General features: G+C 34.0%; 24 protein-coding genes and 1 tRNA gene. 18 read left to right on the top strand and 7 right to left on the bottom strand.

Annotated elements, in window-relative coordinates:
- The first annotated feature begins 22 nt into the window (after window positions 1-22).
- Genes BW939_RS11465 through BW939_RS11455 form a run of 3 tightly spaced genes read left to right on the top strand, consistent with a single transcriptional unit; the run spans window position 23 to window position 2,452 of the window.
- Window positions 23-739: a C40 family peptidase gene (locus tag BW939_RS11465; RefSeq protein ID WP_076452157.1), complete on the top strand. Its 717-nt coding sequence runs from the start codon at window positions 23-25 to the stop codon at window positions 737-739.
- A gap of 1 nt (window position 740) precedes the next feature.
- The gene (locus BW939_RS11460; protein ID WP_076452156.1) at window positions 741-1,211 is read left to right on the top strand and encodes a DUF1648 domain-containing protein; all 471 of its coding nucleotides are present in this window, start codon (window positions 741-743) and stop codon (window positions 1,209-1,211) included.
- A gap of 2 nt (window positions 1,212-1,213) precedes the next feature.
- Entirely contained in the window at window positions 1,214-2,452 is a 1,239-nt protein-coding gene (locus BW939_RS11455; protein WP_076452155.1) for a 3-deoxy-D-manno-octulosonic acid transferase, read from the top strand.
- Here BW939_RS11455 and BW939_RS11450 read toward each other — a convergent pair.
- The gene (locus tag BW939_RS11450; protein WP_076452154.1) at window positions 2,444-3,070 is read right to left on the bottom strand and encodes a deoxyuridine 5'-triphosphate nucleotidohydrolase; all 627 of its coding nucleotides are present in this window, start codon (window positions 3,068-3,070) and stop codon (window positions 2,444-2,446) included. The two genes, BW939_RS11455 and BW939_RS11450, sit on opposite strands and share 9 nt — an antisense overlap.
- The gene (locus BW939_RS11445; RefSeq protein WP_076452153.1) at window positions 3,070-3,822 is read right to left on the bottom strand and encodes a glycosyltransferase family 2 protein; all 753 of its coding nucleotides are present in this window, start codon (window positions 3,820-3,822) and stop codon (window positions 3,070-3,072) included. The genes BW939_RS11450 and BW939_RS11445 overlap by 1 nt, the downstream gene beginning before the upstream one ends.
- A gap of 148 nt (window positions 3,823-3,970) precedes the next feature.
- On the opposite strand from BW939_RS11445, the gene BW939_RS11440 reads away from it, so the two are divergent.
- From BW939_RS11440 to BW939_RS11390, 11 genes are all read left to right on the top strand, one after another.
- Window positions 3,971-4,450 (top strand): lipocalin family protein, encoded by a 480-nt coding sequence (locus BW939_RS11440; protein WP_076452152.1) that lies wholly within the window; start codon window positions 3,971-3,973, stop codon window positions 4,448-4,450.
- Between the two features lie 174 nt (window positions 4,451-4,624).
- The gene (gene leuS, locus BW939_RS11435) at window positions 4,625-7,465 is read left to right on the top strand and encodes a leucine--tRNA ligase (RefSeq protein ID WP_076452151.1); all 2,841 of its coding nucleotides are present in this window, start codon (window positions 4,625-4,627) and stop codon (window positions 7,463-7,465) included.
- Window positions 7,466-7,705: 240 nt separating this feature from the next.
- Window positions 7,706-8,578: a MotA/TolQ/ExbB proton channel family protein gene (locus BW939_RS11430; RefSeq protein ID WP_076452150.1), complete on the top strand. Its 873-nt coding sequence runs from the start codon at window positions 7,706-7,708 to the stop codon at window positions 8,576-8,578.
- Window positions 8,579-8,640: 62 nt separating this feature from the next.
- Entirely contained in the window at window positions 8,641-9,231 is a 591-nt protein-coding gene (locus BW939_RS11425) for an ExbD/TolR family protein (RefSeq protein WP_076452149.1), read from the top strand.
- 20 nt (window positions 9,232-9,251) lie between these two features.
- Entirely contained in the window at window positions 9,252-9,800 is a 549-nt protein-coding gene (locus BW939_RS11420; protein WP_076452148.1) for an ExbD/TolR family protein, read from the top strand.
- Window positions 9,801-9,827: 27 nt separating this feature from the next.
- Complete coding sequence (locus tag BW939_RS11415; protein WP_076452147.1) at window positions 9,828-10,661, top strand: energy transducer TonB; 834 nt, start codon at window positions 9,828-9,830, stop codon at window positions 10,659-10,661.
- Window positions 10,662-10,766: 105 nt separating this feature from the next.
- The gene (locus BW939_RS11410) at window positions 10,767-10,967 is read left to right on the top strand and encodes a C4-dicarboxylate ABC transporter (RefSeq protein WP_084566648.1); all 201 of its coding nucleotides are present in this window, start codon (window positions 10,767-10,769) and stop codon (window positions 10,965-10,967) included.
- Window positions 10,960-11,829, top strand: a complete 870-nt coding sequence (locus BW939_RS11405; RefSeq protein ID WP_076452146.1) for a PstS family phosphate ABC transporter substrate-binding protein — start codon at window positions 10,960-10,962, stop codon at window positions 11,827-11,829. Before BW939_RS11410 ends, BW939_RS11405 begins: the two co-directional genes overlap by 8 nt.
- Window positions 11,830-11,904: 75 nt before the next feature.
- The gene (locus tag BW939_RS11400) at window positions 11,905-13,581 is read left to right on the top strand and encodes a tetratricopeptide repeat protein (protein WP_076452145.1); all 1,677 of its coding nucleotides are present in this window, start codon (window positions 11,905-11,907) and stop codon (window positions 13,579-13,581) included.
- A gap of 91 nt (window positions 13,582-13,672) precedes the next feature.
- Window positions 13,673-14,392, top strand: a complete 720-nt coding sequence (gene bshB1, locus BW939_RS11395) for a bacillithiol biosynthesis deacetylase BshB1 (protein WP_076452144.1) — start codon at window positions 13,673-13,675, stop codon at window positions 14,390-14,392.
- A gap of 36 nt (window positions 14,393-14,428) precedes the next feature.
- A tRNA-His gene (locus BW939_RS11390) sits at window positions 14,429-14,504 on the top strand.
- Window positions 14,505-14,630: 126 nt separating this feature from the next.
- Here BW939_RS11390 and BW939_RS11385 read toward each other — a convergent pair.
- Both BW939_RS11385 and BW939_RS11380 read right to left on the bottom strand, forming a co-directional pair.
- Window positions 14,631-14,966, bottom strand: a complete 336-nt coding sequence (locus tag BW939_RS11385; RefSeq protein ID WP_076452143.1) for a DUF3276 family protein — start codon at window positions 14,964-14,966, stop codon at window positions 14,631-14,633.
- Between the two features lie 124 nt (window positions 14,967-15,090).
- The gene (locus BW939_RS11380; protein ID WP_076452142.1) at window positions 15,091-16,728 is read right to left on the bottom strand and encodes an ABC transporter ATP-binding protein; all 1,638 of its coding nucleotides are present in this window, start codon (window positions 16,726-16,728) and stop codon (window positions 15,091-15,093) included.
- Window positions 16,729-16,818: 90 nt separating this feature from the next.
- Here BW939_RS11380 and nusB point away from each other — a divergent pair, with 90 nt between their 5' ends.
- From nusB to BW939_RS11360, 4 genes are all read left to right on the top strand, one after another.
- Window positions 16,819-17,724: a transcription antitermination factor NusB gene (gene nusB / locus BW939_RS11375; protein WP_076452141.1), complete on the top strand. Its 906-nt coding sequence runs from the start codon at window positions 16,819-16,821 to the stop codon at window positions 17,722-17,724.
- 10 nt (window positions 17,725-17,734) lie between these two features.
- A complete protein-coding gene (locus tag BW939_RS11370) occupies window positions 17,735-18,238 on the top strand; it encodes a DUF1573 domain-containing protein (protein WP_076452140.1) in 504 nt (167 codons plus the stop codon).
- Window positions 18,239-18,244: 6 nt separating this feature from the next.
- Complete coding sequence (gene yajC / locus BW939_RS11365) at window positions 18,245-18,601, top strand: preprotein translocase subunit YajC (RefSeq protein WP_076452139.1); 357 nt, start codon at window positions 18,245-18,247, stop codon at window positions 18,599-18,601.
- Window positions 18,602-18,814: 213 nt separating this feature from the next.
- Entirely contained in the window at window positions 18,815-19,549 is a 735-nt protein-coding gene (locus BW939_RS11360) for an SDR family NAD(P)-dependent oxidoreductase (protein WP_076452138.1), read from the top strand.
- A 36-nt stretch (window positions 19,550-19,585) separates the two neighbouring features.
- Here BW939_RS11360 and BW939_RS11355 read toward each other — a convergent pair whose 3' ends face one another.
- The 3 genes from BW939_RS11355 to BW939_RS11345 form a co-directional block, all read right to left on the bottom strand.
- Window positions 19,586-20,551 carry a Fic family protein gene (locus BW939_RS11355; RefSeq protein WP_028123041.1) on the bottom strand — a complete coding sequence of 322 codons (966 nt, stop codon included), beginning with the start codon at window positions 20,549-20,551 and terminating at the stop codon, window positions 19,586-19,588.
- A gap of 72 nt (window positions 20,552-20,623) precedes the next feature.
- A complete protein-coding gene (gene recQ / locus BW939_RS11350; protein ID WP_076452224.1) occupies window positions 20,624-22,798 on the bottom strand; it encodes a DNA helicase RecQ in 2,175 nt (724 codons plus the stop codon).
- Between the two features lie 156 nt (window positions 22,799-22,954).
- Complete coding sequence (locus tag BW939_RS11345) at window positions 22,955-24,004, bottom strand: acyltransferase family protein (RefSeq protein WP_159439269.1); 1,050 nt, start codon at window positions 24,002-24,004, stop codon at window positions 22,955-22,957.
- Window positions 24,005-24,318 lie beyond the last annotated feature (314 nt).

Here is a 24,318-nt window from a genome sequence, read left to right as displayed (position 1 = left end):
CCTCAATCTTAACCTAAATATTATGAATAAAGGAATTTGTACAGTAACTGTAGCTCCGGTACGGGCAGAAAACTCAGACAAAGCAGAGATTGTGACAGAAATTTTGTTTGGTGAAAGTGCAGATATTCTGGAAGTAAATAAAAACTGGACAAAGATAAAAATGCACTACGACGGCTATGAAGGCTGGATGGATACCAAACAAATAAGACAAATTTCTGATGAAGATTTTGCCAAAAGAAAAACCACTGTCGTTACCGAAGATTTCTCTTCTGTCTTGATGAGAGATGGAAAGACATTGTTGTCTATAGGTTCTGAAGTTGAATTTCCCGTAGTGGCCTCTCAAAGAAGTCATGATTTGAGAGAAAGCATAATGCTCACAGCAAAAGAATTCATCAATGTTCCTTATCTGTGGGGTGGTAAGAGCTTTTTTGCGGTTGATTGCTCTGGCTTTACTCAGTTGGTTTATAAAGTTCATAATATAAAACTTCCGCGCGATGCTTCGCAACAAGTGGAAGTGGGAGAGTCTCTTACTTTTGTAGAAGAAACTGCACCTGGAGATCTAGCTTTTTTTGAAAACGCAGAAGGGAAGATAATTCATGTGGGGATTATGCTAGAAAATCAAAAAATCATTCATGCTTCAGGAAAAGTGAGAATTGACACGTTGGATTCTACCGGAATTTTTAATGAAGAGTTGAATCAACATACACATAAATTGAGAGTGATAAAAAGTGTAATTTAAGATGAAAACTTCAAATTTACTTTTCAGCATAAATATTATACTTCTTGTTTTTATTTGGGTTTTCGTAGGAGCAAATTATGCGGGGCTACCGGAGGCCGTTCCTTCTCATTTTGCAGTTAACGGAAATGTAGATGGAGAAAGTAAAAAGGGGGCAATCTGGTTTTTGCCGGGGATTGCTACATTTGTATTTTTACTGCTTTTAGGTATTCCTAGAGATCCCAATTCACCACTGTTGAATGTTCCCGATTCTTATCGGAATAAAGAAAGCCTGAAACTTTTCGCATACAGCATATTGTTTCCTATATTGCTTTTGCTAGCAGATACAGTAGTGGAAAGTATTCTTATTGCGCAAGGTAAATTGCAGGAAATGAGCAATGCCGTGTTTATTTTGTTAGCCCTTTTGTTTATTATAATGGGAATACACATCTTCAGAATGATTAAAGAAAGCAAATCTGAAACATCTAAAATATAAAATTGAAATTCCTTTACAACATATTCATTCAACTTCTCATTTTCGGAATGAAGGTTTTCTCATTGTTCAATGCAAAAACTAAAAAAGGCATTGTAGGGAGAAGGCAATCTCTACATATTGTACAATCTAAGTTTTCTCCCAAAGAGGAGGTTTTGTGGATGCATGCAGCAAGTTTAGGCGAGTACGAACAAGGTTTGCCTGTTTTAGAAAAGCTGAAAGACCAGTTTCCTTCATATAAAATTTTGGTGACTTTTTTTTCACCTTCCGGCTATGAAAATGTGGTTAAAAAAAACACAATAGCAGATGCCGTCTGTTATCTTCCGTTCGATCGAAATTCAGATTTAGAAGAGTTTTTAAATGCATTTCAGCCTAAACTTTTTTTTACTGTAAAATACGATTTTTGGTATAATCTTTTAAATCAACTGAAAAAAAGAAAAACAAAAATATTGGTGATTTCAGCATTGTTTTATGAAAGGCAATCATTCTTCACTTCCTATGGAAGATGGTTTGTAAATCAGTTACAAAAAAATATTGATTGGTTCTTTCATCAGACTCAGCATTCTTATCTTTTGGCTAAAAGTATTGGTTTGCAAAAATCGTCTGTCACTGGCGATACAAGATTTGACAGGGTGAAATATCAGAAAAATCGTGATAATCACGTAGATTACATCAAAGAATTTATAGGAAACGAAAAAGCAATTGTTTTTGGAAGTTCTTGGCAAGCAGAAGAGAAATTAGCCAAAATGATTTTTGAAAAAGATCAAGATGTAAAATTAATCATTGCACCGCACGATTTAAAAAGAGTTAACAACTTAAAAGCAATTTTTCCTAATGCAATTCTTTACAGCGATTTAAAAAATTCTCAAACCCTCGAATCCTCGAACTCTCAAACACTTATCATTGATAGTATTGGTTTGCTATCAAGATTGTATTCTTATGCTGATATTGCCGTTGTGGGAGGCGGTTTTCAAGATTCTGGTTTGCATAATATTCTTGAGGCGGCTACCTTTGGTGTTCCTGTGATTTTCGGGAACCAGTATAAGAAAAATCCAGAAGCAGATGATTTAATAAAATCTGATGGTGGAAAATCTTTTGAGCATGAAAATGAAGCCGCAGAGTTTGTTCTTTTCCTTTTAAACAATAATGAAGAATTAGAAACTAGGTCAGAAAATGCTGGGAAATTTGTCTCTGAACAACCCAATTCAACAGAATTAATTGTAAAGAAAATTTTATCACTTTAGAAATCCCTGACTTTTAATATCTTTAATGATTAAGTCAAAATGATCCGGAATTCTTTCTATAGTCAGCCAATTGAAGTCTATTCCATTATTGATGAAAAGTTTTTCAAGGTAAACATTCGATGTGATTTTGGCGTGCAATTCAGAGAGATATTTGTCAATTTCCAACCAATAATCTTCATTTAGTTTTTTAGTTAACGACAAGGCTTTTACTACTTTATTGATGATGTATAGATACAATTTATATATGTCATTAAACCTTTGTCTGCTGAGTTTGTCATTGGATTCTAAAATCTGATTGATGAGAAAAAGATTCAAGGTAACATCTCCAAATTTATCGGTCGTTACTTTTACATGCTCCGTAATTTCAGCACTTATTTTCCGGATTAAAACAACAAAATATTTTTGATTACTAATATGTTTCGAGATAGATTCTACCTTTTCTTTGATGTACTCTTCCATTGCATCCCGCTTTTGATCGGTAGTTTCAGTATCAATCAATTCAAAATAAAGTTTTTTAGACAAGATTTTATCCTTTTTCAATAATCTGAAAATTAATTTATCCTTTTCGGTAGGTGTAAGTACACTTAGTGCAGCTTTAAATTCTTTAGAATATTCCATTAATTAAATATTTTAGAGTATTTCAAAAATCCGTTAAACGCCCAATTGGCAGTGTAATACAAAGACTTTACTGTAGAGAATTTCATAAAATCTTTGTACACCAAATATTGATCTTTTACAATATTTTGTTTTTTTCTGGATATACTCGATGCATGCATTCTGTATTTTGCCATAGTCTTCGGCAAAGCTTTTCCTTCAGAGATTTTCTTCAAAAGATTCAGCCACATTACATGATCTTCACGCTTGCTTCCTTCTGGGAAAAATTCTATGCCAACTCTTTTAGAATCATACATAGATGAAAGAAGTGAAAGCCTGCAGGTTTTAAGCAAATTTTCAAATGTTACGGTTTTATCAGCCTTGAAGTCTTCTATTATTGGATTGAGATTTTCATCACATCTTGCATAGTTGGAGTACGCAAGTTCCGCATTTTCCTTTTTCATAAAGTTCACCATCTCTTCCAAAAATTCTGGATTCCAAAAATCATCAGCATCCAAAAAAGTAATAAATCTTCCGGAAGCTTTTCTTAGCGAAATATTTCTTGCATGACCAGCGCCACCGTTTTTTTCTGCAACATGGAGAATAATTCTCGGATCTGAAATGGTTTTAATGATTTCTGCAGAATCGTCTTGAGAGCAATCATCAGTAATCAGCCATTCCCAATCGGTAAAAGTTTGATTGAGAACTGAATCTATAGTTTCTTTCAGAAATTTTGAAGAATTATAGCAGGGAGTGATGATGGAAACTTCAGGCATTTGTAGCTTTTTGTACAAAGATAAACTTTTTAAAATGTGTTTAAATAAACCAAAATCACAAGAAAATGTAAAATATGATTCCAAAAATCAAAAAAAATAACGAAATATTTAAAAAAAATCATAATTTTAGCCCTTGAAAAAATGTTCTATGAAGAAATTAGCATTATTATTTGCAGGATTAGCTCTTTTTGCCACTACAACTACAGCTTGTAAAGACGACGAAACTACAGCTCCCGATGTCCCTTTGGTAGGAACTTGGCAGCCGTTGACAGAAGTGAGAACAGAAGTTCCGGCCAATGGTGCTGGTTTTAGTGACTTGGTTACCTACAGTACATGTCAGCGCCAAGCAAGATGGGTTTTTAAAGAAAATAGTTCTGGTACACGTACAACTTTTGAAGAGTCTGGAGTTTCGCCCGTAGTTTGTGCCCAAACTTCAAACCGTACTTTCTCTTATAATTATAATAAAGATGCTAAAACAATAGAATTAAAGTACCAGGGAACCGTTGTTTCTGATAAAGGTAAAATTACAAAACTAGATGCAGACGCATTGAATGTGATGATAGAAGATACCACAGATCCTACAGTATATAAAACAGTAACGTATTCTTTTAAGAGAATTCCACAATAATTGTTGAATATATTTTATTTACAATATCAAGTCTCATCTCCGGATGAGATTTTTTGTTTTTACCTTAAGCTATTTTAACTCTTATTTCTTTTAAAATCATTATTTTTGTGAAAATTAATATTAGAACTGTAAAATCTAATATCCAAAATATAACATCTAATATCTATAAATAAAGTGTTTTACGATCATCAGCAGATAGAAAAAAAGTGGCAGAAATACTGGGAAGACAATCAAACCTACAAAACTTCCAATAACACAGACAAACCGAAATTTTATGTTCTCGATATGTTTCCATATCCATCCGGAGCAGGGCTTCATGTAGGTCATCCGCTTGGGTATATTGCATCAGATATCTATGCAAGATATAAAAGACATCAAGGGTTTAATGTTCTTCATCCGGTTGGTTATGATAGTTTCGGGCTTCCGGCTGAGCAATATGCAATTCAAACAGGAACGCATCCTGCTATTACAACAGAGCAAAACATTACTAGATATGAACAACAATTAAGAAAAATTGGCTTTTCATTCGATTGGAGCAGGGAGGTAAGAACTTCTGATGCTTCCTATTATAAATGGACGCAATGGATTTTTATTGAATTGTTCAATTCTTGGTATAATAAAGATACTGATCAGGCAGCATCTATCGAAACGTTGATTAAACATTTTGAAGAAAAAGGAACAGAAGGGGTAAATGCCAATCAAAACGAAGAATTAAATTTCACAGCAGAAGAATGGAAGTCTGCTTCCGAAATCGATAAAGAAGATATTCTATTAAATTACCGTTTGTCTTTCCGAGCTGAAACAACAGTGAACTGGTGCCCTGCTTTAGGAACCGTTTTAGCCAACGACGAAATCAAGGACGGAAAATCTGAAAGAGGAGGTTTCCCTGTTTTCCAAAAGAAAATGATGCAGTGGAGCATGAGAATTTCTGCATACTCAGAAAGATTATTGCAAGGCCTGAAAACTCTAGACTGGCCACAACCATTGAAAGATTCTCAGGAATATTGGATCGGGAAATCACAAGGCGCACAGGTAAGGTTTTTAGTTGATGAACAAGAAGCCAACAACCAACAAGCAACAGCCAACAACTCTATAGAAGTTTTTACCACAAGACCAGATACTATTTTCGGGGCAACTTTTATGGTTTTGGCTCCAGAAAATCCTTTAGTAGAAAACATCACAACCGCAGAACAAAAAGCTGAGGTTGATTCTTATATAGAAGAAACGTCCAAAAAAACAGAACGTGATAGAATGGCAGACGTGAAAAACGTTTCGGGTGCTTTCACGGGAAGTTATGCCATCAATCCGTTTAGTGGAGAAAAAATGCCGATCTATATTTCAGATTATGTTTTGATGGGCTATGGAACGGGAGCGGTAATGGCAGTCCCAGCACATGACGAGCGCGATCATAGATTTGCAAAGAAATTTAATTTAGAAATTAAAAAAGTTGTAGAAAATGATGAAGACGTTCAAGAAAAATCTTTTGATTCTAAAGATTCAGTTTGTGTAAACTCAGGCTTTTTAAATGGATTAAATTATAATGAAGCCAAATCTAAAATAATTGCTGAGATAGAAAACAAAGGAATCGGTCACGGAACTACAAATTATAGACAGCGTGATGCGATTTTCTCAAGACAAAGATATTGGGGAGAGCCAGTTCCTATCTATTATAAAGAAGGAATGCCTTACACCTTGCCAACTTCTGCTTTGCCTTTGGAGCTTCCTGAAGTAGAAAAATATTTACCGACAGAAGATGGCGACCCACCATTAGGAAATGCAAAAACTTTTGCCTGGGATGAAGCAAATCAAAAAGTGGTTGAAACAGATTTAATTGATAACAAAACCGTTTTCCCATTAGAATTATCTACAATGCCGGGTTGGGCAGGAAGCTCATGGTATTTCCTGAGATATATGGATCCTAATAACGATGAGGTTTTTGCTAAAAAAGAACTCTCAGACTATTGGGGACAAGTAGATTTATATATTGGAGGTAGCGAACATGCAACCGGTCACTTATTATATTCTCGTTTCTGGAATATGTTCTTAAAAGACAGAGGGTATATTAATCAGGATGAGCCTTTCCAAAAGTTGATTAATCAGGGAATGATTTTGGGGATGAGTGCATTTGTTTATAGAATTGAAGGAACTAATCAATTTGTTTCTAAAAATTTGATAAACGAACATAAAACTCAGGCAATTCACGTAGATGTATCTTTACTGAAAGGAACATCTGACGAATTAGATACTGTAGCTTTCAAAGCCTGGAGACCAGATTATGCTGATGCAGAATTTATTTTGGAAGATGGTAAATACATTACAGGCCGTGAAGTAGAAAAAATGTCTAAATCAAAATACAATGTTGTAAATCCTGATGACATCTGTGAAGAATATGGAGCAGACGGTCTAAGATTGTATGAAATGTTCTTAGGTCCGTTGGAACAATCTAAGCCTTGGAACACGCAAGGTCTTAGTGGAGTTTACGGTTTCTTAAAAAAATTCTGGAATTTACATTTTAATGGAGAGGTTTTTGAAGTATCAGATGAGGAACCTACGAAAGCAGAATATAAAGTATTGCATAGCTTAATAAAAAAAGTGGTTTATGATATAGAAAATTTCTCTTTCAACACTTCTGTTTCTTCATTTATGATTGCTGTAAACGAATTGCAGAAATTGAAATGTAATAAGCGTAATATTTTAGAACCACTTGCTGTTGTCATTTCTCCTTATGCACCTCACATCTGCGAAGAACTTTGGAGTTTAATGGGTAAAAAAGAATCTATTGAATATGTAAGATTCCCTATACTAGACGAAAAGTACCTTGAAGAAGACGAAATAGAGTATCCAATTAGTATTAACGGGAAAACCAAATTCAAAATCTCACTGTCTGCACAACTTTCTCCGAAAGAAGTGGAAAGTTTAGTGCTTCAAAATGAGAAAATGGAACAGATTTTGGAGGGTAAAACTCCGAAAAAAATCATTGTTGTACCCAAAAGAATAGTCAATATTGTAATTTAAAAAAAACTTAACATTGGAACATTTTAAAAAATTAGACTTTAAATTTTTTAAATATTCAATGTTTTGTAGTTCATTAGTAGAATATTGATAAAATAATATCTTATTTTTAGCAAAATAAAAACAGATTAATTATTTGTTATCCTAAAAATACAAAATGTTTATTTATGTCTCTTGCAAGTTAAATTATTTTATCTTTATTTTACAATCTCAAAAATTTTAAACAATATAATTTAGTTAAATATGGAAATGAATGTTTCAAAAAATGAAGAGCAAGTAGTTGCTAAAAAGAAGAGCGGTCTAAACCCTGCTATTGTAATTCCTGTATTATTCGTAATTGGAGTTGCTATCTATATGTTTGTGTTGGGTAATCCTTCAAACTTCCAGCATACTGAGAAGTTTAAAGGTGCATTATCTGTTGCTTTAAGCGATGTGGAAGGTAAAAAAATTGAACCAGCTGAAGGTTCAATGATGGGTATTGTTTACAAAGGAGGACCTGTAGTTCCAATCTTGCTTACATTTATGATCACGGTTTTGGTGTTTTCTATCGAGAGAGCTTTAATCTTAGGAAGAGCAAGCGGTAAAAACAACTTAGACAACTTCGTAACAACAATCAGAACGTATCTGAACAAAAACCAAATTAACGAAGCTTTGGAAGAGTGCGACAGACAGCAAGGTTCTGTTGGAAATGTTGTAAAAGAAGGTCTTACTACTTATAAAATTCTTGAGAAAGATGCTACTTTAAATAAAGAGCAAAAATTGGTTGCATTAAGCAAGTCTTTAGAAGAAGCTACTACTTTAGAAATGCCAATGCTAGAGAAGAACATGATGATTCTTTCTACTTTAGGTACAGTAGCAACTTTGATTGCACTTTTAGGAACTGTACTTGGTATGATTAAGGCGTTTGCTGCATTAGGTGCAGGTGGAGGATCTCCAGATGCTGCTGCTCTATCTACAGGTATCTCTGAAGCATTGATTAATACAGCTTTAGGTATTGGTACTTCTGCGATTGCAATTATCCTTTACAACTATTTTACATCTAAAATTGATGGATTAACTTATAAAATAGACGAAATAGGATTAAGCATTCAGCAATCTTTTGCAGAATTCAACTAATACTTGAATCTGGTCTGCAAACAGACACAATCTTATTTTGTTAAATTTTATAAATATTTAATATGGCGAGAGTCAAACCAAAAAGACACGGGGTAGTTACGGATATGACGGCAATGTGCGACGTTGCTTTCCTGCTCCTTACGTTCTTCATCCTTACAACGCAATTTAAAAAGCCGGATGCAGAGCAGATTACTACGCCATCTTCAGTTTCAACACAAAAGTTGGATGATACCAACTTGATGACGATAAGTGTAACTCCGGATGGAAGATTCTTCTTTACACCTACTACTACACCAAGTGAGAGAGAAACAGTTCTCGATTTAATGGCTGGTGAATATAGAGTTGGGTTTTCAGAAGCTCAGAAAAAAGCATTTAAAAATGCAAGTGCCATCGGTGTTGCTATGAAACAGCTTCCTTCTTATTTAGATAAGCCGGAAGATGTGAGACAAGAGATCAAAGGAATTTCGGTTCCTATGGATTCTGTGAATAAAGAATTAACCAGCTGGGTAAAATATTCTTTACAGGCAAACCCACAAGCTAAATTAGCCATTAAAGGGGATGCTAAAGCACAATATCCACAATTCAAAGCTCTCTTTGACGGATTGAAAGAAATACAGTTTTATAAATTTGTACTGATTACTTCTTCTGAGTAGTCGGATTAAAAAAGCGAATAATGGCAGAAGTACAAGTACAAGAAAAAGGCGGCAAAGGCGGCAAGGTAAGATCCAAAAAGCACAATGCCAGAGTTGATATGACTCCCATGGTAGATTTAGGTTTCTTGTTGATTACATTCTTTATGTTTACCACAACTTTCAGCAAACCCAATATTATGGATATGAAGTTGCCGGCCAAACCACCAATTAACCAACCGGAAACTGATAAACCTGAGATTGATTTATCAAACGCAATTACATTTCTTTTAGGAAAAGACGATAAAATGTATTATCACCAGTATGACCAAACAGGTCTTACAGATCCGAGCAAGTTGACCCCATCAACCTTAGATTCTGAAGACATTGCGAAAGTTATAGCAACAGCAAAAGCTAGAGCTAAGAAACCTGAGATTTTTACTATTATCATCAAGCCTACCGATGATTCTACTTATGAAAACTTTGTAGATATCTTAGATGAAATGGCGATTACTAAGACTGATCACTATGGTATCGGTGAGGTAAAGCCTTGGGAAAAAACTGTTTATGACCAAAAAGTTGGAAATAAATAAGTTGTTTAATATTTTAAATTAAAAAGTATGTCAACAGATAATTATACTGCTACAACTCCTACTCTTGATGAGGTGGTATTTGAACGCAGAAATAAAGAGTATGGTGCGTACGACCTTAGATTGGCGTATAGATCATTGCTTACAAAGGCATTTCTTTTAGGTACTCTTATTTTTGTTCTTCTTGTAGTGGGCCCATTTTTATATTTGAAAATGACTCAGGAGAAAGCAAAAGAAGAAAAGATTGTGGAAGTAAATTTAGATGATATCAAAGATTTGCCTCCGCCACCTGAAGAAATAAAGGCACCACCTCCACCACCTCCACCACCAGTGGAGCCACCAAAAGTGGAGATTGTGAAGGATATGATTCCTGAGCCAAAACCAAATCCTAAAAGAGAGGAGCCGCCAAAGAAAATGGAGGAAACCAAAGATACCACGATAGGTACAGCAGATCAAAAAGGTGAAAAAACAACAGCTTTTGTACAGCCACCACCACCAAAAGATACTGGTGCTGGTAAAGCAGTAGAAGCTCCTAAAGCAGATCCTAATAAGATTATTGAAGGAGGTCTTGAGCAACAAGCTGATTTTATCGGTGGTATTGAGAAATTCAGAAGATTGGTAGGAGACAACTTCGATCAGTCGGATTTTGAAGGTCTTGGTGAAACTATAAGTTCAAGTATCAGTTTCGTTGTAGAAAGAGATGGTACAATTTCTGACGTGAGAGCTACTGGTTCAAACTCAGCTTTTAACAAAGAAGCAGAGAAAACCATCAGAGGAATCAAAGGAAAATGGACTCCAGGAAAAATGCAAGGAGATTATGTAAGATCTAGATTTAGATTACCATTAAAAATGGCTTTCGAATAGCTTGATTCTTAATTAAATATAAAAAGAGCAACAATTTATTTTGTTGCTCTTTTTTATTAACTTTTTTTAACTTTCATACTGATATTATTTTAGTATTTTTGCTATATGTTGTTTAGATATTTATCAATTTTGGTGGGTTTATGCTATATTCTTGTAGGCATATTTACCATTATTTACAAAGCGTTTATTGTATTTCCGCTAGAGCAAATTACTGCATACGCTTTAGGTGCTGTGCTGATAGGTTATGGTATTTTTAGAATTGCCAGAGGCTATTATCAAATAAAAAAATCAGACCAAGATGAATAAAAATTTCGCATACCTGCTTCTCTTATTATCATTTTTCATATCATGTTCTAAAGATACTACAGATTCTCCACAATCGGGGACTATAACAGTAGTAGCCGACGAGTCTTTTGAAAATGTAACAAGGGTTTTGAAAGACCGTTACATGCTTTTTTATCCTAAAACAAAAATTAATTTTGTCACCAAAAAAGAAAATGTAGCACTACAGGATCTTCTGCACAATAAAGCGAGAGTAATTGTAATGTCTCGTGAGCTAACAGACGATGAAAAGACGGCTTTTAAACAAAAATTCAATGCAGAAGTAGAGCCAGCAAGATTTGCAGCAGATGGTTTGGTATTTATAGTTTCAAAGACTTCATCATTAAGTCAACTATCGATAGACGAGATAAAAAGCAGACTTTTAGACGGTAAAAATTCATTAATATTTGATGGGTCAAATTCTGCGAATACGAGTTTTATCGCTAAACGACTAGGGATCTCGCCTAATGATTTAAAATATTCTTCACTTCCTAATAACGAAGAAATCATTAAGCAAATCAATAAATACCCAAACAGTATCGGTGTTGTTGGCTATAATTCGATAAGTCGACCTCACAATACAGAATCTAAAATGTTTCGTGAATTAGTAAATGTACTTCCGATCAGTAATTCTGCAGGAAAGACTATCAGCATCACGCCGCAAACTTTGAAAAATAATTCTTACCCTTTCACAAGAGTCTTATACTTCATTACAAATGAGCCTTATTTTGGGTTAGGGAACGGTTTTGTAAGATTTTCTTGTTCACAACCTGGGCAAATCATCGTTAAGAAACAAGGATTACAGCCTTTTTATATCATTCCGAGAGAAGTGAAGATTACGGAATAATATACTGAATGGTCTGATAATTGATAAAATATTTAAGGTAAAATTTAAAATAATTATAATTTCAAAAATATGTCAATGGAAATAAGAGTTGGAATATCTAAAAAATTAGCATTAGGAGGAATTGCTGCATTTTCTTTTTTAAATGTTGCTTATGCGCAGAGTGCTCAACAAGGTGAAAACTTGGTTGAAAGCTACAAATTTGGTCAAGCTAAAGAGGTATTTACCCAATTGGTAGCCAAAGAACCTACTGATAAAAACTTTTTCTATTTAGGAAATACGTATCTGTCTCAGGCTGAGCCTGATTTTGCTAAAGCTACAGAAGCTTTTAATAAAGGATTAGCTTTAGATGCAAAAAAATCTTTCTATAGCAGACTAGGTTTAGCATCTGTAAAATTAGGTAAAGGAGATAAAGCTTCTGCAATCGCTGAGATTAATGCAATCGTGAAAGATTCTCGCGAGAAAGACAATGATTTGTTGGTTGAAGCAGGTAAAACTTTAGTAAAATATGAAAAAAATAGCGATCCTAGACTAGCTATTGAATTATTGAAAAAGGCTGTAGAAAAATCTGAGAAATCTGGAACACCGGCATCTTATTTATATAATTTAGGTGATGCATACAGTGCACTGGGTGTACAAACTAAAAATGGTGTAGACTATGGTAATGCAATGACTGCTTTTGAAAAAGCTTTGCCATCTGCAAAATCTAAAGCTGTAGTGTACACAAGAATGGGAGCACTTTGGATGAATGCCAAGGCTTATGCCAAAGCAAAAACTAATCTTGATCAAGCTGTAGCAGCAGATCCTGGTTTCTCTCCGGCATATAAATCTTTGGGTACATTGTATAGCATTTATCAAGATTGGCCTCAAGCTTCAGCGAGCTACAAAAAATACCTTTCGTTAGCTGATAATGATCCAGATACAGTTCTGGATTATGCAAAATTGGCATTTTTGTCTAAAGATTTTGAAGGCGCAGGATCGTCTTTAAATTCAGTTTTTGATAAAGTTCAAGATCCTATTAAATATAGAATCAAAGCTTATCTTGATTATCAGAAAAAAGATTATGCTTCAGCAAAAACGAATATTGAAACTTTTATGTCTAAAGCTGAGAAATCTAGAATGCAACCTAGTGATACTGGTCTTCTTGGTCTTATTCAGGCAGGTTTGGCAAAAGCAAACAACGATCAAGCAATGTTGGCAGATGCAAAAGCAAAAGTAGCGATTGCAAAAGCAGCTAAAGACGATACATTCAACTGGGATGAAGAGCTAGAAATCGCAAGTGGTGCCAAAAAAACTATTGTGAAAGTTACTGCTCCGGCAGATGGGCCAACGAATGCTACTATAGATGCTTTAAACAAGAAATTGCTTGCTGATCCTAAAGATTCAGATGCTTTGTATTCATTAGCTACAGAATACCAAAACGTTGAAAACTGGAAAGGCTCTGCTTATGCATGGCAAAAACTTACAGAGGTTCTTCCAACTTGGGAATCTGGTTACTATGGTTTAGGATATGCTTTCCAAAAAGCAGGTGATGCAGAAAATGCAATAGCTTCTTACGAAAGATATATCTCTACATTGGCTACAAAGACTCCTGAAGAAAAGGAAAAAGGTAAGGAAACCCTCTCTACTGTTTACTATAATCTGGCTAACTTAACCAAAGGTGATAAAGCGAAAAGCTTACAGTATATTACAAAGTCTATCGAAACTTTTTCTACACCAGATGCGGTGAAGTTGAAAGAAAGCTTATCTAAATAATTTTTAGATTATATTAGAATAAATTCAAGAGACTGTTTTTTTAAGCAGTCTCTTTTTTTATAAATTATATTAAAGTAATTATCTTTGAATCATGAAAACATACATACTTGCCTTTGGCGCACATCCAGATGATGTAGAATTGGGTTGTGGTGGAACAATAGCTAAACTAATCTCAGAAGGAAAAACTTGTGTTATCGTAGATTTAACGAGAGGAGAATTGGGAACCCGAGGAACAGACCAAACAAGAAAAGAAGAAGCTGCTGAAGCTGCCAAAATTCTGGGTGTGGCGGCAAGAGAAAATTTGGGTTTCAAAGACGGGTTTTTGGTTAATTCTGAAGAATATCAAATAGAACTCGTAAAAATGATTCGCAAATACAGACCAGAAATCGTTTTAGCTAATGCCATTGATGATAGACATCCAGATCACGCCAAAGCGGCGAAATTAGAGTCTGATGCGTGCTTTTTATCTGGGCTTAGAAAAATTGAAACTGTACTCAGCGGGCAATCGCAGGAGGCTTGGAGGCCGAAACAAATTTACCATTATATACAGTGGAAGGATGTGAAGCCTGAATTCGTTATTGATATTTCCGAGCATCTAGATAAGAAAATTGAAGCGTGTATGGCATTCAAAACTCAGTTTTACGATCCAAAATCTACAGAACCAGAGACGCCAATTACCTCAAAAGATTTTTATGAAAGCTTAACTTACCGCGCACAAGACCTAGGAAGATTGTCTGGTGTAACGTATGCAGAAGGCTTTACAACGGAAAAGTTAATTGCAATGAAAAATTTTGACGGAATAGTTTTGTAATTAAAATATCTTTCCTATATTTGCACCACGAAAAACGGTGATTGTAGCTCAGTTGGTTAGAGCGCCGGATTGTGGTTCCGGAGGTCGGGGGTTCGAGACCCCTCATTCACCCTAAAAAAGTACACTTTTAAAGTGTACTTTTTTTTTATATTTACTTGTAAAGATTTTATCCAAATAGTGGATCCCAAAAAAAAGCATCCTTTAAAGATGCTGTCTATTTTTCTAATTTTTTCTGAGATTAAATTTCCTCGTCAGATTCTATTGTAAATGTTCTTCCTTTGAAATCTTTATCGTGCTTTTCAGAGATTACATCTTCTCCTTTTTCGTTGATGATAAAGTCTGTAGATTCATTAAACATATCTTGGAAATTCTTGAAATCTTCTTTGTAAAGATAGATTTTATGCTTCTCAAAAGTTGCTTCACCATTGTCTCCGAAATTCTTTTTACTTTCGGTAATCGTCAGATAATAATCTCCCGCTTTAGTCTCGCGAACATCAAAGAAATACGTCCTTCTTCCTGCCTTTAACACCTTCGTGAAAATTTCATTTTCATGGCGTTCCTTATAATCACTCATTATTAGATAAATTTTTAATCTTGTTTAGAACAAATATAAAAGTTTTCTTTTAACCACGAAATTTTTTTTATGATTTATTTAACAATTATGAAAGAAACTGTTAACCGCTTGCAGAATTGTCAATTTAAGTAAGGTAAATGATTTTATCTGCTCGTTGTGCGCTAGATTCTCTGTGTGTAATAATAATCGATGTTGCATTTTTGATTTTCCGTTCAATATTTTCAAGAATATTCTGTTCTGTTTCCGTATCTAAAGCTGAAAGGGAATCATCAAAAATGATTATGCGAGGATTTTTGATTAATGCTCTTGCAATACATATTCTTTGCTTTTGGCCGCCAGAAAGCATTACCCCACGTTCGCCTACTGTTGTTTTGTACTGATCTTTAAACTTGATAATGTTCTTGTCTACATCTGCTATTTTAGCATATTCTACTACTTTTTCGTGTGAAGGATTATCTATTGCAAAACCGATGTTGTGCTCTATGGTATCAGAAAAAAGATAACTTTCCTGAGGTGTATAGCCAATGTGATCTCTGTAATTTTTTAAATTGTGGTCTTTAAGGTTTTTACCGTCAATAAAAATTTCTCCAGATGTAGGATCTATCAGCCTGCAGAGAAGAAGGGCAATGGTAGATTTGCCGCTTCCGGTTTTACCCATGATGGCAAGTGATTTTCCTGCTTCTATTTTGAAGCTTAAATTTTCTAATGCTTTAATTCCTGTATTAGGGTAAGTATAAGATACGTTTTTGAACTCAATATCTCCTTTAATTTTGTATTCATCAAAATTGGTATTTGAGATTTCAGATTTTTTATCCAAAAACTCATTGATTCTTTCCATTGATGCGTCTGCACGTTGATTAACAGATGTTACCCAACCCACCATTGAAAACGGCCAAATTAAAATATTGATGTACATAAAGAAGTCTGCAATTTTACCTACAGAAAGCTCTCCGGCGATATATTTTTGTCCACCAACTAAAATTACCACAACATTTAGCAGCCCAATAACAAATAAAATGATGGTAAAGAAATAAGCCTCAGTTTTTGCTAAATCTAAAGCTTTGTCTTGATAATCGGAAACCTTGGCGCCATAATTTTTTTTAATATAGCTTTCTTTAGCAAAAAATTTCACTACTCTTATTCCCGAAAAGCTGTCTTGTACAAAAGTAGAAATGCCAGATTGGCTTTTCTGCATTATTTTAGATTTTTGATTGATGATTGAGCTTACTTTAAAAATCACATAAGATAAAATCGGAAGAGGAAGTAAAGTCCACAATGTCATAGAAACATCTGTAGTGAGCATGTAAATACTCGTGATAATTAATAAAATAATGAGGTTGACCACATACATCACGCCGGGGCCTAGATACATTCGCACTGCTACAACATCTTCGCTCAGCCTGTTCATTAAATCTCCGATGGTGGTTTGTTTGTAATCTGTAAGCGAAAGATCTTGGTAATGTCTGTAGATTTTATTTTTAAGCTCGTATTCAATTCTTCTAGAAGCAACAATGATGGTCTGTCGCATCATAAAAGTGAAAATACCTGTAAGAAGAGAGCAACCAACGATGATGGCAACGTAAACAAGAACCTGCTTGTTGAATCCCAGATGTCCGCCTTTGGTAAGTTCGTCTACAGATTTACCGATAAACTGTACCTTGTAAATATTAAAAAAATTACTTGCGATGATAAAAAGTAATCCCCAAAAAAGGAGTATTCTGTGTTTCCAGAAATATGGATTTAATGTTTTTAGCGCTTTCATAAAGTTTTACAAAATTACAAAATTAGCTTCACTCTACGAATTTCATCAATTTTAAATTTCATATCTTTGCAGTCATAAAAAGCTCTTTGAATGTTAGGAAGAAGACAAATCCGTGAGAAAGTTGTAGAATCGGTGTATTCGTATTGCCAAAACCCGATAAAATTTGATGTATTAGAGAAAAATATGTTCTCTTCTATAGAAAAAATTTATCATCTTTATATTTATGAACTCAATTTTTTGGTAGCGTTGAAAGACCTTGCCGAAAACCAAATAGAGATCAGTAAAAACAAATATTTGAAAACAGATTCAGATATTAATCCTAATCAAAAATTTATCAGCAACCAAATCCTGAAAAAGCTTGAAGAAAATCCTGAGAGATTATTTTTCTCTGGTCAGCACAAAGATTTGAAGTGGGATTTGCATGATGATCTTCTGGTAAAAACGTTCCAAAGAATTACAGCCGGGAAAAGATATCAGGATTTTATGAAAGAAGATGGTTATTCTTTTGAAGAAGACCAAAAATTCATAGGTAAATTATTCTTAAGATATATCGCAGAAAATGACGATTTCCATGGATATGTAGAAGATAGAGAGCTTACTTGGTCAGACGATCTTCATATTGCCAACTCTATGGTACAAAAAACGATTGGATTCTTAAAAGAAAATGACGAAAGTAAAACTTTGATTAAAATGATCAAAGATGAAGAAGATAAGCATTTTGCTTCAAAATTGATTCGTGAAACTTTAAACGATTGGGAAAACAACGAGAAGAAATTAAGCGAAAGACTCGAAAACTGGGATCTTGAAAGAATTGCTTTGATGGATAAAGTGATTTTGGCAACCGCTATTACAGAATTGGATAAATTCCCTCTTACTCCTTCAAGAGTAATCATCAATGAATATATTGAAATAGCAAAAGTATTTGCAACCGACCGATCAAATATATTCATCAATGGTATTCTAGATAAATACTGCAAAGATCTAAACAGAAATTAATACATTTAAAATGAAAAAAACAGTATCAATCATCGCATTGTCGGTAATAGGATTGGGTTTGGTTTCATGTAAAAAAGAAACTAAAGAAACACCAACAGCATTAAATACAAATGCAGACTCTACTGTAGCACCCGCTCAAGATTCTATAGCTCCTATGGTTTCTGGAGAAAGCACACCAGCTACTGCTTCGTCTTCACCCATCACCACTATTGCTCTTTCTGAAAGTAATTTCGATTTTGGGAAAATAAAAAAAGGAGATAAAGTAAGCCACGTTTATGAAATTACCAATATGGGAAAAAATCCGTTGGTTATTTCTGAAGTTAAACCAGGTTGCGGTTGTACAGCTCCAGAATTTACAAAAGAACCAATTTTACCAGGTAAAAAAGGGAAAATCACACTAAGTTTTGATTCTTCAACTTTTGATGGTGCAGTTCAGAAGTTTGCAGATGTATATGCAAATGTAGAAAAGGCTCCTATAAAACTAACGTTCAATGCCAATATTGAACCTAAATAATTAGCTATGTTAACAATATTTTTACAAGCAGCACCCAATAGCAATCCTTATATGATGCCAATCATGATGGTGGCTATGATTGTTGGTTTTTATTTTCTGATGATCAGACCTCAGATGAAAAAACAAAAGCAAGAGAAAAAATTTCAAGAAGATTTGAAAGTGGGAAGCAGAGTAGTGCTTACTTCTGGTCTTCACGGAAGGATTGCCCAAATTCAGGAAGACGGAATTGTTATTGAAACATTATCCGGAAAACTAAAATTCGAGAAAGCGGCTATCTCAAGAGAGTTTACAGCTACTAGATTTGGTGATAAAGCTACAGCAAATACAGACAAAAAAGAAGTTATAGAAACTGAAAAGAAATAATTTTTAGTTTTACAATATATTGCTAATCGGCGCGGTGAAATTTGTTCACCGCGCCGATTCTTTTTTTATCGTCATACACAACAAAATGGAGTGAATGATTTTAGGAAAGAGATTTTAGCAAATTTATTACTGATTTCATTGGAAATATTAAGTTTCATATAAGTTTTAAGAAACGTATTTGTGTTCCTTGGGTTTATAAAATATCTTTGCATAATGAATCAAAACACAAACAAAACCGTTCTTATTCTCGGTGCAAACTCGGATGTTGCCAAACAATGCATCATTCAATATATTGAAAAAGGATTTTCAATCATTGTAGCTTCTAGAAATACGAAATCACTTGAAGATTTTATTAAAGTAAAAAATATAAATCCATCAAAAATGACTGTTTTGTATTTCGATGCAGCAAATTTTGATTCACACCAGAAATTTTATGATCATCTTCCTATAAAACCTCATATTGTTGTTTACGCTGCAGGATTTTTAGTGGAAAATTCAGACGCTTTAAATGATTTTAAAGGAACTCAGCAAATGATGCAGGTGAACTACATAGGAGGAGTTTCTATTCTGAATATTGTGGCAATGGACAAGTCTAACAAAAATTTAGAAAGAATCATCGGTTTATCTTCACTTTCCGGAGTGAGAGGAAGAAAAAGCAACTTCGTTTACGGAAGTACAAAGGCTGCTTTTACAACTTATTTGGCCGGCTTAAGACAAGAATTGTCGCATAGGAATATTACGGTCAATGTATTGGTCAGTGGATATATCAACACAAAAATAAACGAAGGTTTGGAACTCAATAAAAACCTTTTAATGGAGCCAGATTATGTTGCAAGCCATATTGTGAATGCAGGAAACTCCTTCACAATCGTTCCCAATTGGAAATGGAAGATCATCTACTGGATTTTAAAATTGTCACCAGAATTTTTGGTAGCGAAATTGCCCTAAATAGATAAGCGAAGATAAAATCCTCGCTTTCTGTATCTAGTGTTTTTTCAAAATCCTTTTTCGATCGCGATTATCAATATAATCTAAAACGGCTTCTTTCGTCGTCATCCAATTTCGGCCTTCTTTGAAAGCGTCTATTTTTCCTTTTCTTGCCAAGAGGCTCACATATTCCTGGCCGTAAGGGAGCTTTTCCTCTTCCACAATGTCTGAAATTGAGCGGTAATTATCATAAGTGTTATTAAGACTTCCTAAATAGATATTTAAACTCCTTTCCAAAGCTTGTAAAATGAGCAATACCAATTTTGCATAATTCCCATTATTAGCAGAATTCAAAGCGTCATAATATTTTTTACGGTCGTTTTTCAGGATGATGGCAGGCGGAAAACCTTCTTTCATAAGCAACAAATTAAATAACAGCCTTGCCGTTCTTCCATTCCCATCAAAAAAAGGATGAATCCAAACAAAACGATGGTGAAAAATGGCAGATTTCAAGACGATATTTAGGTCAGAACTATTTGCCCAATCTGTTAATTCTGTAATATAATCATCTATTTTCAAGGCGTTAGGCGGAACGAAATTGGCTCCGGAAATCCTTACTCCCGATGTTCTGAATCGTCCGGCAAAATCTTTTTCAATTTTTTGGAGAACCAGTTCGTGGATGTTCAAAATATCGGTTTCTTTCAAAATATAGCTATCCGATACTAAGCTTTCTACCAATTCAATCGCCTCTTGGTGATTTACAGCTTCGAAATGTTCTCGCAAAGATTTTCCTTTAATGGTGAATCCTTCTTCTATCACCATTTTTGTTTCTTGCAGTGTTAAAGTATTCCCCTCGATACTGTTAGAATTGTAGGTCCATTCTATCATCAAACTTTCTTTAATGCTTTTCAATGCATAAGTAGGAATTGGGCGCAACTTGTCTAACTCTGCTTTTTTCTGCAGAATTCTTTCAAGTTGTTTTTCTAAACCTTCAAAGTGATATGGATATTCTTGCCATTTCATTCCACAAAATTACAACTTTATTTTAATATCGTATATTATATAAATTAATGATATCCGATATTAATATTTTTTTTATTGCTGAGATTGATGATAAGCTATCGCAATATGAATTTCAAAATAAGAAAAATCATCACCTAATTCATCTTTTATAGATTTTAATGAAGGAATTGATTGTGTTTTTGCAAGTTCTATTATGGGTTCTATTTTGTTAACATCCATCAATTCATTTGGCTTTATTGTTCCTACTGCTACAAAATTTACCAAATGATTTTGGATGGTGTTGATAGATAGATTTCTCGTTTTAGCGATTTCTTCTACACTATTTCCATCTTTAAACATTTGAAAAGTGATGGTAAAAGTTCCAGCTTCGTACTTTTTGGTGCTTTTGGAAGGCGTTTTCTTCTTAGGTTTTTTCTCTGAAATTTTACTGCTCAAATTATTATTCTGGCAAAATTCAATAATCGTGGGAAGAAAAATCTCACCATATTTTTCAATTTTAAAAGCTCCGAAACCACTTATCTCATTCAATTGTTCTTTTGAATTGGGAAGATAAGTTGACAACTCCAGCAAAGTTGCATCGGAGAAAATAACATAAGGAGGAACATTTTCACTTTCGGCGATTTCTCGTCTCAAGATCCTTAGTTCTGCAAACAAATCTTCATTGGCGTTGATATTGGGTGTTGAGTAATCAGTCTCTATTTCAGCGACAGTCACGGCTTTGGCTTGTTCCTTTACTTTTTGGAAGATGACTTTTTTATTTTTAAATAATATTAATTTGCTCTCTTCATTTAATTTTAAAACAGAAAACTCCTCATTCGATTCACTTAGAAAACCATTGATGAGCAATTGTCTTAAAAGATTTTGCCAATAATTTTTATCTTGATTATTTCCAATGCCGTAAGTAGGCAAACTGCGCATAAAATCTGTAATTTTCACACTTTTGGAGCCTCTCAGAAAATCAATTATAAGATTTTTTCCGTATCGTTCTTTAAGTCTGAAAACAGCACTCAGTAATTTTTGAGCATCAACCGTTGCGTCCCAATTCTCGAAATTACTAAGACAATAATCGCAGGAATTGCAATTGCCATCGTGCTTTTCGCCGAAATATTCCATAAGATATTGTCTTCGGCATTTTTGCATTTCTGCAAAGTCAGACATTTGCTGAAGCTTTCGCAACATCAGTTCAGATTGTTCCTCATTACCTTCTATCATTGCAAATCTTCTCAATTTCGTCACATCAGCATTTGAATAAAATAGAATGGCTTCACTTGGCAAACCATCTCTTCCGGCTCTTCCCGTTTCCTGGTAATAACTTTCGATGTTTTTTGGCAAGTCTGCGTGCATCACAAAACGCACATTGCTCTTGTCTATTCCCATTCCAAATGCAATCGTTGCCACTATTACCCGAATTTTGTCCTTCAAAAAGTCTTCCTGAACTTTAGCTCTATCTACAGACAAAATTCCGGCGTGATAAAAAGCCGAACTGATGCCATTTTCTTTCAATTTATTAGACATTTCTTCCGTTCCTTTTCTAGACAAACAGTAGACAATCCCTGAGTCGTTCGGATGTTCATTGAGATATTGAATAATATTCTGAAGAACAGATTGCTTTGGCTGAACAAAATATTTGATGTTGGCTCTATCAAAAGAAGAAACCAAAACCAAAGGTTCATTGAGATTCAATTGTTTGATGATATCTTTCCTCGTGATTTCATCCGCACTTGCCGTTAATGCAATAATTGGGATTTTAGGAAACTGATTTTTAATTCCATTCAGAAATAAATAATCCGGACGAAAATCGTGTCCCCAATGCGAAACACAATGCGCCTCATCTACCGCAAACAGGGAAATATGGATGTCATTCAAAAATTTTAAAAATGCACCATTATCTGCGCTCAATTTTTCGGGAGCAACATATAAAAGTTTAAGTTTTCGGTTTTTTAATTGATTTAAAGTCTCGTTTTGTTCATAAGCCGACATCGAAGAATTGATGTATGCAGCAGGAATTCCGTTCACGCGCAAGGCATCAACTTGGTCTTTCATCAAAGCAATTAATGGTGAAATAACTATGGCAGTTCCTTCCAAAACCAATGCCGGAACTTGATAGCAAAGCGATTTTCCGCCACCAGTAGGCATCAAAACAAAAGTATCTTTTTTCGAAATTACATTTTCAACTGCGTTTGCTTGCTCTAGTCGGAAATTGTTATAACCAAAATATTGCTGTAATATTTCTAAAGGTGATTTCATCATTTAAAATTTGTGTTTAAGTAAAAATAGTAAGTTTTGATTTTACTTTTTATTAAAAAGAAAGAATATTGGAATCTAGTCATAGAAAATAACCAAAATTTTTGTCTTTGGTTTTAAATTTAATTATAAATCGTACAGTAAAATGCCAGTTTTATTTCAGGCAAATTTTCTTTTAAAAGTAAGAAATTTCTTTTCTATTAGATTATAGCTAAGTATGGAAATCAGATACGCAAAAGTAAAACTCGCCAAAAAATTTCCGATGATGTTGAGATGTAAGTAATATAAAATTAAGGTAAAACAAAGCGGATGATAAACATACAATCCGAAACTGATTTTCCCAGTAAATCTGAGGAAATCAGTGCTCAGAATTTTGCTGATTATGCTTGTGTTTTTTGCAATTATTACAAGAGAAACAAAACTGCCATAGAAAATTGCAAGAATAATATGCCTTGAAATTTTATCAAACAAAGAATAATCTCCGTTTTTAAATGAAACATATCCCAAAGGAATAGTAGAGAGTAGAAATAGTGCAAAAAAAATAGTGCTGTTTTTGGAGATGAGTTTTTGCTCAATTTCCAGTACGGAAAGTAATGCTCCGATGGCAAGTTCGTCAAACCTTGCGAAGGTAAACTGAGATTCTTCGAGGTTATTTTTTATGAGTACAATTCTTGTGATTACAGAAATAATAAAGAGAGTTACAATGCCCCATTTTATATTTTTTAATGGTAAAAAATAGATGATGAATGGCCAGAATAAATAGAAATGTTCTTCAACGGAAAGAGACCAATAATGGCTTGGCCCGATATTTTGCCATTCAAAAGTAGATGCGAAATTTTGCAGGAACGTCCAGTAATAAATTTGATCCGAAAAATGGGGAAAAGCATTTTTGGTAATTAGAGGGATAAAAAAATAGTAGATAATCAGGAAAAAATAATACAAAGGAAAAATTCTTAGGGCTCTTCTGATGTAGAAATTTTTGAAATATGATGGTTGATCTTTAGTATTCAGCAATATTCTGGTAATGAGAAATCCGGATAAAACAAAGAAAAGTGAAACTCCGGTTTTTCCAAAGAGCGAGAGTTTTTTCAGAAGCAGAACACTCTCATTGGTAGAATTAAAATCTTGAAAAAAATGATAAAACATTACCATAATAACGGCAATAGCACGTACTCCGTCTAGTTGGTTGTAATGTTTAAGGTTTTTCATTTCTAAGATTTTTAAAGAGTTATTAGATTCCGTTTTTGTCATAGTAATTTTTAGAATTGATTTTTTTCGGTGTTAAATTTCTTTAAAATCATATTTACGCTCAAGGGATTTCCTTTTTTTTAGATTATTTTTTGTCTAAAATGACAATAATATGAAAAGTTGTAATGTAAAGATATTAATTATCTAAAATACAGTAATTAATACTATACTAATTAAATTTCCTAGCTGGAATATTTTGATGTGTATTCTGAAATTACATTTTCAACTGCGTTTGCTTGCTCTAGTCGGAAATTGTTGTAACCAAAATATTGCTG

The sequence above is a fragment of the Chryseobacterium piscicola genome, from assembly GCF_900156685.1.
GTDB lineage: Bacteria > Bacteroidota > Bacteroidia > Flavobacteriales > Weeksellaceae > Chryseobacterium > Chryseobacterium piscicola.
The sequence above is the reverse complement of the archived record's forward strand: the minus strand, read 5'-3'. Positions and strand labels throughout refer to the sequence as shown.

What these genes read in the sequence shown, in the direction of transcription:
- BW939_RS11370 (WP_076452140.1), top strand. Translation starts at nt 17,735, where the DNA reads ATGAAAAAAACAGTATCAATCATCGCATTGTCGGTAATAGGATTGGGT.
- BW939_RS11360 (WP_076452138.1), top strand. Translation starts at nt 18,815, where the DNA reads ATGAATCAAAACACAAACAAAACCGTTCTTATTCTCGGTGCAAACTCG.
- recQ (WP_076452224.1), bottom strand. Translation starts at nt 22,798, where the DNA reads ATGAAATCACCTTTAGAAATATTACAGCAATATTTTGGTTATAACAAT.
- bshB1 (WP_076452144.1), top strand. Translation starts at nt 13,673, where the DNA reads ATGAAAACATACATACTTGCCTTTGGCGCACATCCAGATGATGTAGAA.
- nusB (WP_076452141.1), top strand. Translation starts at nt 16,819, where the DNA reads ATGTTAGGAAGAAGACAAATCCGTGAGAAAGTTGTAGAATCGGTGTAT.
- BW939_RS11355 (WP_028123041.1), bottom strand. Translation starts at nt 20,551, where the DNA reads ATGAAATGGCAAGAATATCCATATCACTTTGAAGGTTTAGAAAAACAA.
- BW939_RS11380 (WP_076452142.1), bottom strand. Translation starts at nt 16,728, where the DNA reads ATGAAAGCGCTAAAAACATTAAATCCATATTTCTGGAAACACAGAATA.
- BW939_RS11415 (WP_076452147.1), top strand. Translation starts at nt 9,828, where the DNA reads ATGTCAACAGATAATTATACTGCTACAACTCCTACTCTTGATGAGGTG.
- BW939_RS11420 (WP_076452148.1), top strand. Translation starts at nt 9,252, where the DNA reads ATGGCAGAAGTACAAGTACAAGAAAAAGGCGGCAAAGGCGGCAAGGTA.
- BW939_RS11445 (WP_076452153.1), bottom strand. Translation starts at nt 3,822, where the DNA reads ATGCCTGAAGTTTCCATCATCACTCCCTGCTATAATTCTTCAAAATTT.
- BW939_RS11460 (WP_076452156.1), top strand. Translation starts at nt 741, where the DNA reads ATGAAAACTTCAAATTTACTTTTCAGCATAAATATTATACTTCTTGTT.
- BW939_RS11440 (WP_076452152.1), top strand. Translation starts at nt 3,971, where the DNA reads ATGAAGAAATTAGCATTATTATTTGCAGGATTAGCTCTTTTTGCCACT.
- BW939_RS11345 (WP_159439269.1), bottom strand. Translation starts at nt 24,004, where the DNA reads ATGAAAAACCTTAAACATTACAACCAACTAGACGGAGTACGTGCTATT.
- BW939_RS11465 (WP_076452157.1), top strand. Translation starts at nt 23, where the DNA reads ATGAATAAAGGAATTTGTACAGTAACTGTAGCTCCGGTACGGGCAGAA.
- BW939_RS11400 (WP_076452145.1), top strand. Translation starts at nt 11,905, where the DNA reads ATGGAAATAAGAGTTGGAATATCTAAAAAATTAGCATTAGGAGGAATT.
- BW939_RS11450 (WP_076452154.1), bottom strand. Translation starts at nt 3,070, where the DNA reads ATGGAATATTCTAAAGAATTTAAAGCTGCACTAAGTGTACTTACACCT.
- yajC (WP_076452139.1), top strand. Translation starts at nt 18,245, where the DNA reads ATGTTAACAATATTTTTACAAGCAGCACCCAATAGCAATCCTTATATG.
- BW939_RS11425 (WP_076452149.1), top strand. Translation starts at nt 8,641, where the DNA reads ATGGCGAGAGTCAAACCAAAAAGACACGGGGTAGTTACGGATATGACG.
- BW939_RS11385 (WP_076452143.1), bottom strand. Translation starts at nt 14,966, where the DNA reads ATGAGTGATTATAAGGAACGCCATGAAAATGAAATTTTCACGAAGGTG.
- BW939_RS11430 (WP_076452150.1), top strand. Translation starts at nt 7,706, where the DNA reads ATGGAAATGAATGTTTCAAAAAATGAAGAGCAAGTAGTTGCTAAAAAG.
- BW939_RS11410 (WP_084566648.1), top strand. Translation starts at nt 10,767, where the DNA reads ATGTTGTTTAGATATTTATCAATTTTGGTGGGTTTATGCTATATTCTT.
- BW939_RS11405 (WP_076452146.1), top strand. Translation starts at nt 10,960, where the DNA reads ATGAATAAAAATTTCGCATACCTGCTTCTCTTATTATCATTTTTCATA.